Source organism: Streptomyces sp. NPDC002573, from assembly GCF_042889625.1.
Taxonomy (GTDB): Bacteria; Actinomycetota; Actinomycetes; order Streptomycetales; family Streptomycetaceae; genus Streptomyces; species Streptomyces gibsoniae.
On record NZ_JBIARC010000052.1, the window covers coordinates 41,643 to 58,220 of the forward strand.

The window sequence follows — 16,578 nt, forward strand, 5'->3', positions numbered from 1 at the left end:
CACGGCGACGGAAGGGCGACAACTCCCGTGCATGCGATACGCGTTCGGATCGGCATCCTCGGACTGGCCCTGCTGGCGGGCCTCGCGGCCCCGAGCACCGCGACGGCGGACACGACCCCCACAGCGACGGTCGAGGAGCAGCGTCTCGACGGGGCCGTCCCCCAGGAGATCCTCAGACGCTCCGGCTTCGACTCGGCGGCACCAGGGCTGGCGCGGGCGCTCGCACAGGCCCACTCGTACGCGCAGGCCGAGCGTGCCGTGTTACGTCGGGGGTCCCTTCTGTGGCGGCGGGCGGTGGACCGGGCGCAGGGGCGGGGCCCCGCCGACGGTGACCTGAGCCGTGACGACGACCGGCCGCTGTACTGGGCCCGCCTCGGGATGACCCGGGAAGTGCGGACCTGGCAGCCCGGCTTCGGGCTCTCCGACGGCCAACGGACCCGACTGCTGTCCGAGTTGGAGATCACCTCACGCGGGCAGGACGCCGTCCGCTATCCGCACGACCGGGCCGTGAGGCGGATCCTGGTCACCGGTTTCGACCCGTTCACACTGGACCGGGACATCCGTATCTCCAACCCGTCCGGGGCCACCGCGCTGGCGCTCGACGGCACCACGATCCGCACGGCGGACGGCCCGGCCCGCATCGAGGCCGTCGTCTTCCCGGTGCGCTGGCAGGACTTCGCCGATCAGACCGTGGAGCGCGCCCTGCGGCGGTGGCTGCCGCGGGTGGACCTCTTCACGACGGTGAGCCAGGGACGGGCGAGCCGCTTCGACGTGGAGCGGACCAACGGGGCATGGCGGGGCGGCTTCCCGGACAACGACGGCATCGGCAGCACGGAGACGATCCCGGTGACCGACCCGGCCACCCAGCCGCAGTGGACGTCGACGACCCTCCCGTACCAGGCGATGACGTCGGCCGCCACCGGGCGTTTCCCGGTCTACGACCACACGGAGGTCACCGAGGTCCCGGCGGGCGGCGGCGATCCCGTCGTACGGCCGGACGGACCCACCCCGGGGTCGTCCGCGCGGGCCGGGGGCGGCGGCAACTACCTCTCCAACGAGATCGCGTACCGGGCGACGCTGCTGCGGGACCGGCTCGGGCTGCACGACCGGCTGCCTTGCGGCCATCTGCACACCCCGGTCCTGGAGTTCGGGGCGGGGAACACGGACCCGGCGACCGGGACCGTCACCGACCCCGCGTTCGTGCGGAACCGGCTCGACATCATCGCGCAGGCGCGGGCGATCGTGACGGTGGCGGCGGACGCGACGTTCGACGAGGTCAGGAACCGCTGATCCGCTCGCCCTCGGGGGCGTCGGCGTCCTCGGCGTCGTCGGCGTCCCCGGCCGTCTCCTCGCCCAGCAGGTCGCGGGCCAGCAGGGTGGCGCCCGCGACCGCGCCCGGCATCAGGAAGACGGCGACGAAGGGCACGAGGTAGGCGATTCCGAGGGGGGTGCCGAAGCCCCAGACGAGCAGTTTGCGGGAGCGCAGCAGCCGCAGCCGGGCGCGGAGTTCGACGCCCCGGCGCTGGAGGGCGACGGCGGTGAGTTCCTCGGTGAGGAAGAAGCCGGTGACGAAGAAGCCGATCACCGGGACGACGGTCTGGCCGACGAGCGGCAGCAGACCGAGGGCGAAGAGCAGCAGGCCCCAGAGCGAGGCGCGGACGAGGATGCGCAGGCTGTCGCGGGCCGATATCCACATCTCGCGGTGGAGGGGCAGATCCGACTGCGGGGCACCGCCGTCCGGGGAGACGTCACGGTCGACCCGCTCCGAGAGGCTCTCGTAGAAGGGCTGGCCGACCAGTAGGGTGACGGCGGTGAAGGTGAGGACGGCGAGGAGCAGGGCCAGGGCGAACAGCACCACGGTGAGCAGACCGCGGAAGAGGCCGGGCCAGGGGCTCGGCCAGCCGTCGGCGAAGGGGGTGGCCCAGGTGACGGCGTCCTCGCCCCAGACGGCCAGCGCGGCGAGCGCTGCCCCGTAGAGCACCAGGGTTATCAGCCCGGGAAGCAGGCCGAATCCGTACTGTCTGCCGTTCCGGGCCACCCATCGCTGGCCCGCGAGAAGATGACCGAACCCCACCCCGAGATCACGCATGGCGGAGACTTTACCGAGCCGCACCCCGCCGCCCGAGGCCGGGCCGGACAGGAGCGGAGGCCGCACCCCACGTCCAAGGGAGCGGCCTCCGTCGTACGCAACGACCCTGGTCGGCGCACGTCACGGCTTCGGTCAGAGCTTGACGATCATCTTTCCGATGTTGTCGCCGCGCAGGACGCCGAAGAACGCCTCCAGGTTGTTCTCGATGCCCTCGACGACGGTCTCGCGGTACTTCAGCTCGCCGGAGCGGACCCAGCCGCCGACCTCCTGGACGAACTGCGGCTGCAGGTCGTAGTGGTCGCCGACGAGGAAGCCCTCGATACGGCCGCGGGTCTGGATGAGGCGGGACAGGTTCTTCGGGCCGGGCGCGGGCTCGGTGTTGTTGTAGACCGAGATCATGCCGCAGACCGCGATGCGTCCGTCCCGGTTGAGGGAGCCGATGGCGGCCTCGAGGTGGTCGCCGCCGACGTTGTCGAAGTAAACGTCGACGCCGTCCGGGGCGGCCTGGCGCAGCTGCTCGCTCACCGGCCCGTTCTTGTAGTTGAAGGCCGCGTCGAAGCCGTACTCCTCGAGCAGGAGCTTGACCTTCTCGTCCGAGCCGGCGGAGCCGATGACCCGGGAGGCGCCCTTCAGCTTCGCGATCTGTCCGACCTGGCTGCCGACGGCGCCCGCGGCACCCGACACGAAGACGGAGTCGCCCTCCTTGAAGGCGGCGGTGCGCAGCAGGCCGGCGTAGGCGGTGAGGCCGGTCATGCCGAGCACGCCGAGGTACGTCGACAGCGGCGCGGCCTCCGCGTCCACCTTGACGGCGGTCTTGGCGTTCACGACCGCGTACTCGCGCCAGCCGAGGAAGTGCAGGACGTGGTCGCCGGGCTCGATGCCCTCGACGTTGGAGACGACGACCTCGCCGACCGCGCCGCCCTGCATGGGCTCGTTCAGCTCGTACGGGGCTGCGTAGGACTTGGCCGCGCTCATCCGGCCGCGCATGTAGGGGTCGACGGAGACGTACTTGTTCCGTACGAGCAGCTGCCCCTCGCCCGGCTGTGCCACCTCCGCCTCGACGAGGCCGAAGTCCTCGGGCTTGGGCCAGCCGACGGGGCGGCTGAGCAGGTGCCATTCACGGCTGACGGCGGGGAGGGCGGGGGTCTCGGGCATGGGGGGCCTTTCCTCACGTGCAGATTCGGCACGAATACTTCAGTACCTGAAACAACCATGCTCCTAAATATTTCAGCGTGTCAAGTAAGGAGGTAATCTGGAAGGCATGGCCGCGCAGAAGACACCCCGGATGGACCCCCTCACGATGGAGGTCCTCGACCTCATCGGATCGGTGGTGGCCCGCTTCCACGAGGAGTACGAGGAGGCGGCGGCCGAGCACGCCCTCACCGGGGCGCAGGCGCGGCTGCTGGGGCTGCTGTCGCTGGAGCCGCTGCCGATGCGGAGGGTGGCGCAGAAGCTGAAGTGCGAGCCGTCCAATGTCACCGGCATTGTGGACCGGCTGGAGGCGCGGGGGCTGGTGGAGCGCCGCCCGGACCCGGCGGACCGCCGGGTGAAGGTCGCGGCGGCGACGGCGGAGGGCCGCCGGGTGGCCCGCGGCCTGCGGGAGTCCCTCGACTTCGCCCGTGAACCCCTCGCCGGGCTGTCTCACGAGGAACAGCTGTCCCTGCGGAACCTCCTGCGCCGGATGCTGGGGGACGCCCCCCAGAACGAGGAATGACGACCGCCTCTACGACCGCCCCCGCGGCCGTTCGCACGGATCGCGCCGCCGAGCGCCGGGAGCCAGGACCTACGTGCACCACCAGAGGAACCGATTGCACGTTTTCGTCGGCGACGGGGTGGGGTGCGGGTTCGTCGGTGTCGGATGCGCCGTCGGCGGGGCGCTCGGGGCCGTGGTCGCCGTCGCGGTGGGCGTCGGATCCGGGCGGCCCGGCAGCCCGGCCGGGGTCACCGACGGGGTGACGCCGCCCTTCCCCTTGTCCTTGTCGGACTTCTTGTCCTTCGCGGAGGCGGACGCCGACGGGGAGGCGGAGGAGGAGGCCGACGCGGAGGCCGCACCGCCGGTCCCCGCGCCCGCGGCGCCCTTGGACGGCCCGGTCGTCTCCCCCGGGGCGGCACCGCCGTCCGCGGTCTCGTCCCCGGCGGTCGCGGCCTTCGGGGCGGCTCCCGGGGCCTCGACGCCGAGTTCGGCCAGGCTCAGCCCGCCCGCCGCCAGCAGCAGCCCGGCACCCACGAACAGCACCCGCCGCCGGCGCCGCCGGTGCGCGGCGGCCTTGCGGTCGCGACGGCCGGAGCGCGTGTCACGGCCGTCGTCGCGGTCACCGGCCGCACCGCGCCCCTGGGCGCGCCTGCGGTTCTGCGCCCGCCCGGGTCGCGCGGCGCGGTCCTCGGCGGACGCCTCGTCGTCGGACCCGCTGTCGTCGCGTCCGTCGTCACCGTGGGGGGCGTGCTCGATGGGGCGTGCGTCGCCGTTGTCGGCGTACGCACGCAGTTCCTCGACCGGAGTGCCGCACCCCGGGCAGGCGAGGGCGCCGTTGAGGTGCCTTCGGCACGGGAGGCAGTAGTCCATGACGCCGGAAGACTAAGTTCCGCAGACGTCACGTTCCTAGGCCGGACGGTGAATGTTCTGTGGGGAACCGAAAAAACTCTCGAAAGTCTTGCCGAAACCGTTACCAGTGCGCCCCATTGACACCCCCCACACCCCCTCCTTACTGTCACGCCAACATTTCGAACGCGTGACGAAATCTCGAACAGCGGAGGGGCAACTGCCGTGCGCATCACCGGAATCAGCACACACGTGGTCGGGACGCCGTGGCGCAACCTGACATACGTTCAGGTGCACACCGACGAGGGCCTCACCGGAGTCGGCGAGACCCGGATGCTGGGCCGCACCGACGCGCTGATCGGCTATCTGCGGGAGGCGGAGGCCAATCACCTCCTCGGTTCGGACCCGTTCGCCGTGGAGGACCTCGTCCGCCGCATGAAGTACGGCGACTACGGCCGCGCGGGCGAGATCGTGATGTCCGGCATCGCGGTCGTCGAGATGGCCTGCTGGGACATCAAGGGCAAGGCCCTCGGCGTCCCCGTCTGGCAGCTGCTCGGCGGCAAGGTCACCGACCGGGTCAAGGCCTACGCCAACGGCTGGTACACCACCGAGCGGACCCCGGAGGCGTATCACAAGGCCGCCACGGAGGTCGTCGCCCGTGGCTACCGGGCCCTGAAGATCGACCCCTTCGGCACCGGGCACTTCGAACTGGACCACGAGCAGACCCGCTACTCGGTGTCCCTCATCGAGGCGGTCCGGGACGCGATCGGGCCCGACGCCGAGCTGATGCTGGAGATGCACGGGCGCTTCTCCCCCGCCACCGCCGTCCGGCTGGCCAAGGAGATGGCGCCCTTCCGGCCGGCCTGGCTGGAGGAGCCGGTGCCGCCGGAGAACCTCAAGGCGCTGAAGAAGGTCGCCGAGAAGGTGGACCTGCCGGTCGCCACCGGTGAGCGCATCCACGACCGGATCGAGTTCCGGGAGCTGTTCGAGAACCAGGCCGCCGACATCCTCCAGCCCGATGTCGGCCATATCGGCGGCATCTGGGAGACCCGGAAGCTGGCCGCCACCGCCGAGACCCACTACATGCTGGTCGCCCCGCACAACGTGGGCGGCTCCGTGCTCACCGCCGCCTCCCTCCAGGTCGGCTTCACCTCGCCGAACTTCAAGATCCTGGAGCACTTCAACGACTTCGCCGACGCGGAGATCAAGAAGGTGGTCAAGGGCGCGCCGGAGGTCGTCGACGGCTACTTCCACCTCTCCGACGCCCCCGGTCTCGGGGTCGAACTGGACACCGACGCGGCGGCGGAGTTCCCGCAGCAGCAGGCCCGGTTCGATCTGTGGGCCGACGGCTGGGAGCAGCGCCGGCCGAAGGGCGCCAAGTGAGCACCGCGGTCGTCGTCGAGGCGCCGGGCGAGCACCGGCTCGTGGCGCACGCGCCGCGCGATCCCGGTCCCGGTGAGGCGCTGGTCGACGTGCACGCGGTCGGCATCTGCGGCAGCGACCGCGAGGTGTACCAGGGCAACCGGCCCGAGGGATATGTCCGTTATCCGCTCACCCCCGGTCATGAGTGGTCCGGCACCGTCCGGTCCGTCGGCGCCGGGGTGCCGGGGTCGCTGACCGGCCGCAAGGTCGTCGGGGAGGGCTTTCGCAACTGCCAGGTCTGCGACCGCTGCCACGCGGGCGAGACGACGCTGTGCACCTCGGGGTACGAGGAGACCGGCTTCACCCAGCCCGGCGCGATGGCCGCCACGCTGACCCTGCCGGCCCGGCTGCTGCACGTACTGCCGGACGACGCCGATCTCACCGCCGCCGCTCTCCTGGAGCCCGCCGCCTGCATCGCGGCCGCCGCACTCAAGGCGAACGCGCGGCCCGGTGAGCGGGTCGCGGTGGTCGGCACCGGCACGCTCGGCATGTTCGCCGTGCAGTTCCTGACGGCCGTCTCCCCGGCCGCCCTGCTGGTGGTCGGCAGCGGACGGGACCGCGAGGCCCTGTCCCGGCAGTTCGGCGCCACCGACTTCCGCACCCGGGACCAGGCGCTCCCCGACGACATCGACGTCGTCGTCGAGACCGCCGGGTCCGCGTCCGCGGCGCGCACCGCCGCCGGTCTGCTCAGGCGCGGCGGACGCCTCGTCCTGACGGGCATCCCGGCGCCGGGCGCCGAGGGACTCGACCCCACCGACCTCGTCGTACGGCAGCTGGAGGTGCACACCGTGTTCGGGGCGCCGCCGGACGCCTGGGCGCACACGGTGCGGGTCTTCGGCGCCGGGCTGCTCGATCCGCTGCCGCTGGTCACGCACGAGCTGCCGCTCACCGAGTTCCCAGCGGCCATCGAGCTGGTGGGGGCCGGGGATCCGAAGGTCGGCAAGGTCCTGCTGCGGCCTTGACGCTTCCGGAGGCGTACGCCGGTACGGAGTCACCTGACAGCTCCGTACCGGCGTGGGCCCGGCCCTCCCACACCCCAAGCCACGAACGATGTTCGAAATACCGAACACGCCGAACACGAAGGACACCTCGTGACCGACTCCGCTACCGCCGCCCGCAGGCCCGGTGAGCAGGCCCTCGCCACGCTCGGCCTGGCCGGGCCCGCGCTCTCTTCCGCCGACGCCTCGCCGCACACCTTCCCGGGAGGCGGCCGCTGGCGCACCGAGATCCCCTCGTGCGAGGGGCCCGAGGCGCTGGCGGTGGTCCTCAAGGAGTCCTCGCGGCTCGACGTGCCGATCCACCGGATCAGCCAGGGCAGCGGCATATGGATGCTGACCGACGCCGAGATCACCGAGATGGTCGAGGCCACCCGCGCACGCGACATCGAACTGTGCCTGTTCACCGGCCCGCGCGGCACCTGGGACATCGGCGGCTCGGTCCGTTCCGACTCGCGCGGCGCCGGTCTGCGGGCGCGCGGCCACGACGCGGTGGCCGGCTGCGTCGAGGACGCCGTACGAGCCACCGAGCTGGGCGTCCAGTGCCTGCTCGTCGCCGACGAGGGCGTGCTGTGGACCCTGCACCGCGCCCGGCAGGAGGGGATCATCCCGGCCGACACCACCCTGAAGGTCTCGGCACTGGTCGGCCCGGTCAATCCGGCCTCGTACGCCGTGTACGAGCGGCTCGGCGCCGACTCGGTCAACGTCCCCAGCGATCTGACACTGCACCACCTGACGGAGATCCGGCGGGTCTCCGCCGCCCCCATGGACATGTACATCGAGGCCCCCGACGACCTCGGCGGCTATGTGCGGATGTACGAGGTCGCCGAGCTGATCCGGCGCGGCGCACCGCTGTATCTGAAGTTCGGTCTGTCCAAGGCGCCCGGGATCTACCCCTACGGGACGCATCTGCGGGACGTGACCCTGGACACCGCCCGGGAGCGGGTGCGGCGCGGCCGGCTCGCTCTCGACCTGCTCGCCCGGCACGGCGCGGACGGCGACATGGCGCCGCTCGGCTCCCGGCTGCCCGGTTCGCTCAACCGCTTCCCCACCGGCGCCTGAACCGCCGGCCACCCCCTCTCCACGACGAGTAGAACAAGGACTGATCAGCATGCGTACTCGCAGAGCCGCTCTCACCGCGATAGCCGGCGCCGCCTCCCTCGCCCTCACCCTGACCGCCTGCGGCCAGAACGGCTCGGGCGGCAGCAAGGAGGACACGGGCAGCGCCAAGGGCGGAACCATCGGCATCGCGATGCCGACCAAGTCCTCCGAGCGCTGGATCAACGACGGCAACAACGTCGTCAAGGACCTCCAGTCCAAGGGGTACAAGACCAAGCTGGTCTACGGCGAGGACGACCCGGACACCCAGGTCTCGCAGATCGAGAACCTGATCACGCAGGGCGTCAAGGGCCTGATCATCGCGGCCATCGACAACAAGTCGCTGAACAACGTGCTGCAGCAGGCCGCCCAGGCGAAGATCCCGGTCATCGCCTACGACCGGCTGATCCTCGGCACCAAGGACGTCGACTACTACGCCTCGTTCGACAACGAGAAGGTCGGCGTGCTCCAGGGCACGTACATCGTGCACAAGCTCGGCCTGGACAGCGGCAAGAAGGGCCCGTTCAACATCGAGCTGTTCGCCGGGTCGAACGACGACAACAACACCAAGTACTTCTTCGGCGGCGCGATGAGCGTGCTCCAGCCGTACATCGACAAGAAGGAGCTGGTGGTCAAGTCCGGCCAGACCAAGCTCAACCAGGTCACCACGCTGCGCTGGGACGGCACCACCGCGCAGAAGCGCATGGAGGACGTCCTCACCTCCGCCTACAAGAGCGGCAAGGTCGACGCGGTGCTCTCGCCCTACGACGGCATCTCGATCGGCATCCTGTCCGCGCTGAAGTCGGACGGCTACGGCTCGGGGAGCAAGCCGCTGCCGGTCATCACCGGCCAGGACGCCGAGCTCGCGTCGGTGAAGTCGATCATCGCCGGTGAGCAGACGCAGACCGTCTACAAGGACACCCGCCAGCTCGCCAAGGTCGCCGCGACCATGGTCGACGACGCCCTCAACGGCAAGACGCCGCAGACCAACGACACCAAGACCTACGACAACGGCACCAAGGTCGTCCCCGCCTATCTGCTCCAGCCGGTGAGCGTCGACAAGACCAACTACGAGGACGTCCTGGTCAAGGGCGGCTACTACACCGACGCCCAGCTGAAGTAGCCGACGCACCCCCACCGACCGCAACGACTGGAAGGCACGACCATGGCGGGACCCGTCCTGGAAATGCGCTCGATCGTCAAGACCTTTCCCGGCGTCAAGGCGCTGTCGGACGTCAATCTGACCGTCCGGCGGGGCGAGGTCCACGCCATCTGCGGGGAGAACGGCGCCGGCAAGTCGACCCTGATGAAGGTCCTCTCCGGCGTCCACCCGCACGGCAGTTACGAGGGGGACATCCTCTTCGAGGGAGAGGTCTGCCGCTTCCGGGACATCCGGGCGAGCGAGCAGCACGGCATCGTCATCATCCACCAGGAACTGGCGCTGGTGCCGTATCTCTCCATCGCCGAGAACATCTTCCTCGGCAACGAACACTCCACCCGCGGATTCATCAACTGGAACGACACGCTCAGGCACGCCACCGAACTGCTGCGCCGGGTCGGCCTCGACGAGCACCCGGAGACCCGGATCACCGACATCGGCGTGGGCAAGCAGCAGCTCGTGGAGATCGCCAAGGCCCTGTCGAAATCGGTGAAGCTGCTCATCCTCGACGAGCCGACGGCGGCCCTGAACGACGAGGACAGCGGCAAACTCCTCGATCTCATCCTGGAGTTGAAGAACCAGGGCATCACCTCGATCATCATCTCCCACAAGCTGAACGAGATCCGCCGGGTCGCCGACTCGGTGACGATCATCCGCGACGGGCAGTCCATCGAGACGCTCGACGTGAAGGCGCCGGAGACCACCGAGGACCGGATCATCAGCGGCATGGTCGGCCGCGACCTCGACCACCGCTTCCCCGAGCGCACGCCGTACGAGGGAGCGGCGGACGCGGCGCCGGCCCTGGAGATCCGCGACTGGACCGTGCTCCACCCGATCGACCAGCAGCGCAAGGTCGTCGACGACGTGTCGATCGAGGTACGGCGCGGGGAGATCGTCGGCATCGCGGGGCTGATGGGCGCCGGCCGCACCGAGCTCGCGATGAACGTCTTCGGGCGCACCTACGGCCGGTACGCGGGCGGCACGGTCCTCAAGGACGGCGAGGAGATCCGTACGAAGACCGTCGCCGAGGCGGTCGGGCACGGCATCGCGTACGTCACCGAGGACCGCAAGCACTACGGCCTCAACCTCATCGACACCATCAACCGCAACATCTCGCTGACCGCGCTCGGCAAGGTCGCCAAGCGGGGGATCGTCGACGAGCACGAGGAGCGCCAGGTCTCCGAGGGCTTCCGCACGTCCATGAACATCAAGGCGCCGACCGTCTTCGAGCCGGTCGGCAAGCTGTCCGGAGGCAACCAGCAGAAGGTCGTCCTCAGCAAGTGGATCTTCGCCGGCCCGGACGTGCTGATCCTGGACGAGCCCACGCGCGGTATCGACGTGGGCGCCAAGTACGAGATCTACACGGTCATCGACCAGCTGGCCGCGCAGGGCAAGGCGGTCGTCTTCATCTCCTCCGAGCTGCCGGAGCTGCTCGGCATGTGCGACCGCATCTACACGATGGCCGCGGGACGGCTGACGGGTGAGGTGCCGCGGGCCGAGGCCACGCAGGAAGTGCTGATGCGCCACATGACGAAGGACAAAGAGGTAACCCGATGAGCACGGATGTGACCGCCAAGACCCCGGCCCCCGCGCCGCCGGGCAGGAGCGGATCGGCCACGGGCGACGGCCTGCTCCGGCTGATGCTGAACGGCCTGCGCCGCAACATGCGGCAGTACGGCATGCTGATCGCGCTCGGCCTGATCGTCGTCCTCTTCCAGATCTGGACCGGCGGCGACCTGCTGCTGCCGCGCAACGTCTCCAACCTGGTCCTGCAGAACAGCTACATCCTGATCCTCGCGATCGGCATGATGCTGGTGATCATCGCCGGGCACATCGACCTGTCGGTCGGCTCGCTGACGGCGTTCGTGGGCGCGTTCGCGGCCGTGCTGACGGTGCAGCACAGTGTGGCGTGGCCGATCGCCCTGGTGCTGTGCCTGCTGGTGGGCGCGGTCGCGGGGTCGGTGCAGGGCTATCTGATCGCCTATCTCGGCATACCGTCGTTCATCGTCACCCTCGCCGGGATGCTGCTCTTCCGCGGGCTCACCGAGATCCTGCTCAAGGGGCAGACCCTCGGCCCGTTCCCGGACGGGCTGCAGAAGCTCGGCAACGGCTTCCTGCCCGAGGTCGGCCCGAACACCAACTACCACAACCTGACGCTGCTGCTCGGTCTCGTCCTGATCGCCGCCGTGGTGTGGCAGGAGGTGCGCGACCGGCGCCGGCAGCAGGAGTTCGCCCTGGACGTGCTGCCCGCGCGGCTGTTCGCGCTGAAGCTCGTCGCCCTGGTCGCCGCGATCCTCGCCCTCACGATGCTGCTCGCCAGCTACAACGGCGCGCCGATCATCCTCATCGTCCTCGGCGTCCTGGTGGTCGGTTACGGCTACGTGATGCGCAACGCCGTCTTCGGCCGCCACATCTACGCCATCGGCGGCAACCTGCCGGCGGCGAAGCTGTCCGGCGTCAAGGACAAGAGGGTCACCTTCCAGGTCTTCCTGAACATGGGCGTGCTCGCGGCCCTGGCCGGTCTGGTGGTCGCCGCCCGGCTGAACGCGGCCTCGCCGAAGGCGGGCGTGAACTTCGAGCTCGAGGCGATCGCCTCGTCGTTCATCGGCGGCGCGTCCATGAGCGGCGGTGTGGGCACCGTCCTCGGCGCGATCATCGGTGGTCTCGTCCTCGGCGTGCTGAACAACGGCATGAACCTCCTCAGCGTCGGCACCGACTGGCAGCAGGTCATCAAGGGCCTGGCCCTGCTGGTGGCGGTCGGCTTCGACGTGTGGAACAAGCGCAAGTCCGGTTCGTAAGTCAGCTCCGGCCCCGCCGGTCGGCGGCGGGGCCCGTCCTTCACGGGAGCCGCACATGGAACTGAACAGACGCACGGTCATCGCGGGCGCCGCGGCAGCGGGTATCGCCGCGACCACCCTGGGCACGGGCACGGCGCAGGCCGCCTCGGGAAGCAGGAAGCCGGTGAGGGAACCCTTCGGCAAACTGGCCGACGGCACCAAGGTCTACCGCTGGTCGCTGGAGAACGGCGGCACCCGCCTGAAGGTCCTGAACTGGGGCGGTGTGGTCCAGGGCCTGGAGATCCCCGACCGGCACGGCCGCTACGCCAACGTCTCCCTGGGCTTCGCCGACATCGGCGACTACGTGGCGAAAACCCCGTACTTCGGTGCCCTCATCGGCCGCTACGGCAACCGCATCGCCCAGGGCCGGTTCACGCTGGACGGCAGGAGCTACCAGCTGTCCGTCAACGACGGCGTGAACAGCCTGCACGGTGGCACGCAGGGCTTCGACAAGCACATCTGGGACGTCGAGCCGTTCACCCGGGGCTCCGACGTCGGCCTGCACCTCCACTACACCAGCGTCGACGGCGAGATGGGCTACCCGGGCGCGCTCAGGGCGACGGTGACGTACACCCTCACCAGGCACGGCGACTGGCGCATCGACTACGAGGCCACCACCGACAGGCCGACCGTCGTCAACCTCACCAACCACACCTACTGGAATCTCGCGGGCGAGGGCACCGGCGGCATCGAGGGCCACGAGCTGACGATCGCCGCGAGCCGCTACACCCCCACCGACTCGGGCCTGATCCCCACGGGCGAGCTGGCCCCGGTCGCCGGCACCCCCTTCGACTTCCGGCACGCCAAGACCATCGGCCGGGACATCCGGGCGGGCCATGTGCAGCAGGTGCAGGCCAAGGGCTACGACCACAACTGGGTCCTCGACAAGGGCATCACGGCGCGGCCCGAGCACATCGCGACCCTCCGCGACCCGCGCTCCGGCCGCACCCTGAAGATCGCCACCGACCAGCCGGGCCTGCAGTTCTACTCGGGCAACTTCCTCGACGGCACGCTCGTCGGCACCGGCGGCCACACCTACCGCCAGGGCGACGCGCTCTGCCTGGAGACCCAGCACTTCCCGGACTCGCCCAACCACGCGAACTTCCCGTCGACCGTGCTGCGGCCCGGGCAGACGTACCGGTCGACGACGATCCACACGTTCGGCGCCTGACGCACCGGCGATGGCACCGGTTCCCGAAGTCACACTCGTTTCACACCGGTTGAACAATACCCCCTCCGTATCCGTATGAACGGGTGGCCCGCGCTCCCCCGCGCGGGCCACCCCAGGACAACGGACCCGCCGTCCCCACCGGGCCCGCTCATACGGAGGTTCCATGGCCGACAACGTCGCCTCGTTGTTCCGCAGCGCGACGGCGCACAGCCCCTCGATGGCGGCGCTGACGCGGGAGGGCGGCGACGGAACGGGGCCCGTGGACTTCTGCATCCCGTGCAACCCCTACTTCCCGACGCCCGCCATGTACGACGAGATGGCCGGCCGGCTGCGCGAGATCATCACGTACTACCCGAGCAGCGCGGACACGATCACGGCCGAGCTGTGCGATCTGCTCCAGCTGCCGCCGCAGTGCGTGGCCATGGGCAACGGCTCGACCGAGCTGATCACCTGGATCGACCATCTGCTGGTCCGCGAGTCCCTCGCCGTCCCCGTCCCCACCTTCGGCCGCTGGACCGACCAGCCCATGGAGACCGGCAAGCGGGTCGACATGTTCCCGCTCCAGGAGTCGAGCGGTTTCGCCCTGGACCTGGCCCAGTACTCCGAGTTCATCCGCAAGCGCGGCACCCGCGTCGCCGTCATCTGCAACCCCAACAACCCCGACGGCGGGTTCGTGCCGCGGCAGGCTCTGGTGCAGTTCATGGACGCGATGGCGGACCTGGACCTGATCGTGATCGACGAGTCGTTCCTGGAGTTCGCGGACGCCGAGAACGAGCCCAGCGTCGTCCAGGACGCCGTGCTGCGGCCCAACGTCATCGTGCTGCGCAGCCTCGGCAAGAACTTCGGCCTGCACGGCATCCGCTTCGGCTATCTGGTCGCCAACCCCGCGCTCGCGCAGAAGATCCGCTCGATGCTGCCGAAGTGGAACCTCAACTCCTTGGCCGAGCACGTGGTGTTCATGCTGAAGGAGCACGGCGCCGAGTACCTGGAGAGCCTGCACCAGGTCCGCCGGGACCGCCTGGAGATGTCCCGCCAGCTCTCCCAGCTGCCCGGTCTGACGGTCTACCCGTCCCAGGGCAACTTCCTCTTCGTGCGCCTCCCGGTGGGTGCCGAGGGCACCGTGGTCCGCGACCGGCTGCTGGCCGAGCACCGGATCCTGGTGCGCGAGTGCGGCAACAAGATCGGTTCATCCAGCCGCTTCCTGCGCCTCGTGGTGCGCCCCGAGGTGGACGTGCGTCGCCTGGTGTCCGCCCTGGAACAGGTGCTCTACGGGGCCAGGAGGGGAACCGCCGTGCCCGAGCTGAGCACAGGGACCAGCTACAGCTCGGGCACGGCGGCCGTGGACCGGCTGGTCAGCGAGACCAACGGGACGGGGCTGCCGCTGGCCGCCCAGGCCGCGGCGATGCCGCAGCTGGCCCCGGGCTCGGCCCCCGCGCCGGCGCCCGCGCCCGCGCCTGTGCCTGTGCCGGCCGCCGCCGCCCCGGCGCCCGCGCCTACTCCGCTGCCGGTCCCCGCCCCCATGGCCGTCCCGGCCCCTCCCCCGGTCCCCGCGCCGATGCCCGTCCCCGCGGCGGCCGCTCCGGTCTCCGCTCCCGCTCCGCTGCCGATGGCCCCGCCGCCGGGGATGGTCCCGGCCGCCGCCATGCCCCCGGGGTTCGTCCCGGCGCCCGCGGCCGGTCTGCAGGCCGTTCCGCAGACGGGTCTGCCCGGACTCGCGGCGGCCGCCCAGAACCGGCGCGGCATGCCCGGCATGCCCGCCGCGGGCGGTCTCACGGCCGCGCAGGTACGCGGCCGCACCCAGCCGGAGCCGGTCCCGGAGCCCACGGGCTGGCCCGCGGCGGGCGCGATGTACAACCAGGTCGGCTGAGCCGCCAGGCCCCCACCGGGCCCACGCGGCCGTAGCGCACCGGACGCCGTCGGCGGCCACGAGGAACTCCCTCGTGGCCGCCGACGGCGTTCGTCGTATGCGGCCGTTCCATCGTCACCATATGCCCGATTTAAACCTATGAATCACAAAGTACCGCTTTATCGCCTCTCGCGCCATTGAGACCTTTAATCCGAATTGTTAGCTAAGTGCGATAGCAAAGCATCAATTCCCGATTTTCATCCGGCGTGATGCACTTCACTTACGAAGCACCCTAGTGCTTTACGCGGCCCTTAAATCTTGCGGATTCCGCACGGGAATCCGGTTCCGACGCGCCCCTCCAACTAAGCAACCTAGTAAAAGGGGGAATTGTTTAGTTATTCCCGACGGCTAAGAATGAGCCCGCCGCAGGACGACGCAAGACGAAATGCGGTGCTGATTGCCGAGGGGAACCGGCAACTGCGCTCGATGCAATCCGTTGGAATGAGGACCGCACCATGCCCCGTCACGCCGCTAAGCGCTTGTCCCGGACACGCCGGTTCTCCGCCGGTGGCGCCGTCACCGTCGGCACCTTCGCCCTGGCCTGCACGGCCCTGTTCGGAACGGCCGTAGCCGCCCAGGCCGCCCCGGCCACCAAGACCACCAAGGCCGCTCAGGCCACCAAGGCCATCAAGTCGGCCCTCGCCGCCAAGGTCACCGCCGCGACCTACACCGTCCGGCCCGGCGACCACCTCGCCTCCATAGCCCGCGCCCACAAGGTGCCCGGCGGCTGGCCCGCCATCGCGACGGCGAACCACCTCTTCAGCCCCTACGTCCTCCAGCCGGGCCAGGTCCTGACCCTGCCCACCGGGTCAGCCACCGCACCGGCCAAGACCGCCCCCGCCAAGACCACCGCGACCCCCGCCACGGTCCAGAGCTACGCCAACAACCTGGACGGCTGGATCAAGCACTCGCTGGCGGTCATGAAGCAGAACGGCATTCCGGGAAGCTACAACGGCATTTACCGCAATGTGATCCGTGAGTCCTCGGGCAACCCGATGGCGATCAACCTGTGGGACTCCAACGCCGCGGCCGGCATCCCCTCCAAGGGACTGCTCCAGGTGATCCAGCCGACGTTCAACGCGTACCACGTGGCCGGAACGTCGTGGAACATCTACGACCCGGTCGCCAACATCACCGCCGCGTGCAACTACGCGTACCACCGCTACGGTTCGATCGACAACGTGAACGGCCCCTACTGACAGGCCTGAACCGTGATACGGGGTGGGGGGGGGGGGGGGGGGGGCCCCCCCCCCCCCCCCCCCAAAAACCAAAACCCCCCCCCCCCCCCGGGCGCCCCCCCCCGGGGGGGCGCGGTTTGCGGGGGCGGCCCACAGCCCCACCGGGGGGCAAGTTTAAAGCCCG

14 protein-coding genes are annotated in these 16,578 nt (G+C 70.1%); 11 read left to right on the forward strand and 3 right to left on the reverse strand.

Annotated elements, in window-relative coordinates; translation table 11 throughout:
- Nucleotides 1-27 precede the first annotated feature (27 nt).
- On the forward strand, nucleotides 28-1,290 hold the full coding sequence (locus ACFYX0_RS34710; RefSeq protein WP_388976483.1) for a pyroglutamyl peptidase: 1,263 nt from the start codon (nucleotides 28-30) through the stop codon (nucleotides 1,288-1,290).
- Here ACFYX0_RS34710 and ACFYX0_RS34715 read toward each other — a convergent pair.
- Together ACFYX0_RS34715 and ACFYX0_RS34720 are read right to left on the reverse strand one after the other, a co-directional pair.
- Nucleotides 1,277-2,089, reverse strand: coding sequence for an EI24 domain-containing protein (locus ACFYX0_RS34715; protein ID WP_355907412.1), 813 nt, complete (start codon nucleotides 2,087-2,089; stop codon nucleotides 1,277-1,279). The genes ACFYX0_RS34710 and ACFYX0_RS34715 overlap by 14 nt on opposite strands.
- Nucleotides 2,090-2,221: 132 nt before the next feature.
- Nucleotides 2,222-3,244, reverse strand: a complete 1,023-nt coding sequence (locus ACFYX0_RS34720) for an NADP-dependent oxidoreductase (protein ID WP_355907409.1) — start codon at nucleotides 3,242-3,244, stop codon at nucleotides 2,222-2,224.
- A gap of 106 nt (nucleotides 3,245-3,350) precedes the next feature.
- Here ACFYX0_RS34720 and ACFYX0_RS34725 point away from each other — a divergent pair, with 106 nt between their 5' ends.
- On the forward strand, nucleotides 3,351-3,803 hold the full coding sequence (locus tag ACFYX0_RS34725) for a MarR family transcriptional regulator (RefSeq protein WP_311698270.1): 453 nt from the start codon (nucleotides 3,351-3,353) through the stop codon (nucleotides 3,801-3,803).
- Nucleotides 3,804-3,872: 69 nt separating this feature from the next.
- On the opposite strand, the gene ACFYX0_RS34730 is transcribed toward ACFYX0_RS34725, so the two are convergent.
- Complete coding sequence (locus ACFYX0_RS34730) at nucleotides 3,873-4,652, reverse strand: hypothetical protein (RefSeq protein WP_388976486.1); 780 nt, start codon at nucleotides 4,650-4,652, stop codon at nucleotides 3,873-3,875.
- 201 nt (nucleotides 4,653-4,853) lie between these two features.
- Here ACFYX0_RS34730 and ACFYX0_RS34735 point away from each other — a divergent pair, with 201 nt between their 5' ends.
- The 9 genes from ACFYX0_RS34735 to ACFYX0_RS34775 all read left to right on the forward strand — a co-directional run bounded on the left by ACFYX0_RS34735 (nucleotide 4,854) and on the right by ACFYX0_RS34775 (nucleotide 16,415).
- Entirely contained in the window at nucleotides 4,854-6,011 is a 1,158-nt protein-coding gene (locus ACFYX0_RS34735; RefSeq protein ID WP_388976488.1) for a mandelate racemase/muconate lactonizing enzyme family protein, read from the forward strand.
- Complete coding sequence (locus ACFYX0_RS34740) at nucleotides 6,008-7,012, forward strand: zinc-binding dehydrogenase (RefSeq protein WP_388976491.1); 1,005 nt, start codon at nucleotides 6,008-6,010, stop codon at nucleotides 7,010-7,012. Before ACFYX0_RS34735 ends, ACFYX0_RS34740 begins: the two co-directional genes overlap by 4 nt.
- Nucleotides 7,013-7,141: 129 nt before the next feature.
- Nucleotides 7,142-8,107: a hypothetical protein gene (locus ACFYX0_RS34745; RefSeq protein ID WP_355907397.1), complete on the forward strand. Its 966-nt coding sequence runs from the start codon at nucleotides 7,142-7,144 to the stop codon at nucleotides 8,105-8,107.
- 49 nt (nucleotides 8,108-8,156) lie between these two features.
- Entirely contained in the window at nucleotides 8,157-9,266 is a 1,110-nt protein-coding gene (chvE, locus tag ACFYX0_RS34750) for a multiple monosaccharide ABC transporter substrate-binding protein (RefSeq protein ID WP_388976494.1), read from the forward strand.
- A gap of 42 nt (nucleotides 9,267-9,308) precedes the next feature.
- Nucleotides 9,309-10,859, forward strand: a complete 1,551-nt coding sequence (gene mmsA / locus ACFYX0_RS34755; protein ID WP_388976497.1) for a multiple monosaccharide ABC transporter ATP-binding protein — start codon at nucleotides 9,309-9,311, stop codon at nucleotides 10,857-10,859.
- Nucleotides 10,856-12,100, forward strand: coding sequence for a multiple monosaccharide ABC transporter permease (gene mmsB, locus ACFYX0_RS34760; RefSeq protein ID WP_355907389.1), 1,245 nt, complete (start codon nucleotides 10,856-10,858; stop codon nucleotides 12,098-12,100). The genes mmsA and mmsB overlap by 4 nt, the downstream gene beginning before the upstream one ends.
- Nucleotides 12,101-12,155: 55 nt before the next feature.
- Nucleotides 12,156-13,310 carry an aldose epimerase family protein gene (locus ACFYX0_RS34765; protein WP_388976500.1) on the forward strand — a complete coding sequence of 385 codons (1,155 nt, stop codon included), beginning with the start codon at nucleotides 12,156-12,158 and terminating at the stop codon, nucleotides 13,308-13,310.
- A gap of 163 nt (nucleotides 13,311-13,473) precedes the next feature.
- On the forward strand, nucleotides 13,474-15,177 hold the full coding sequence (locus ACFYX0_RS34770; protein ID WP_388976502.1) for a pyridoxal phosphate-dependent aminotransferase: 1,704 nt from the start codon (nucleotides 13,474-13,476) through the stop codon (nucleotides 15,175-15,177).
- Between the two features lie 494 nt (nucleotides 15,178-15,671).
- Nucleotides 15,672-16,415, forward strand: coding sequence for a LysM peptidoglycan-binding domain-containing protein (locus ACFYX0_RS34775; RefSeq protein WP_388976505.1), 744 nt, complete (start codon nucleotides 15,672-15,674; stop codon nucleotides 16,413-16,415).
- Nucleotides 16,416-16,578: the final 163 nt, after the last annotated feature.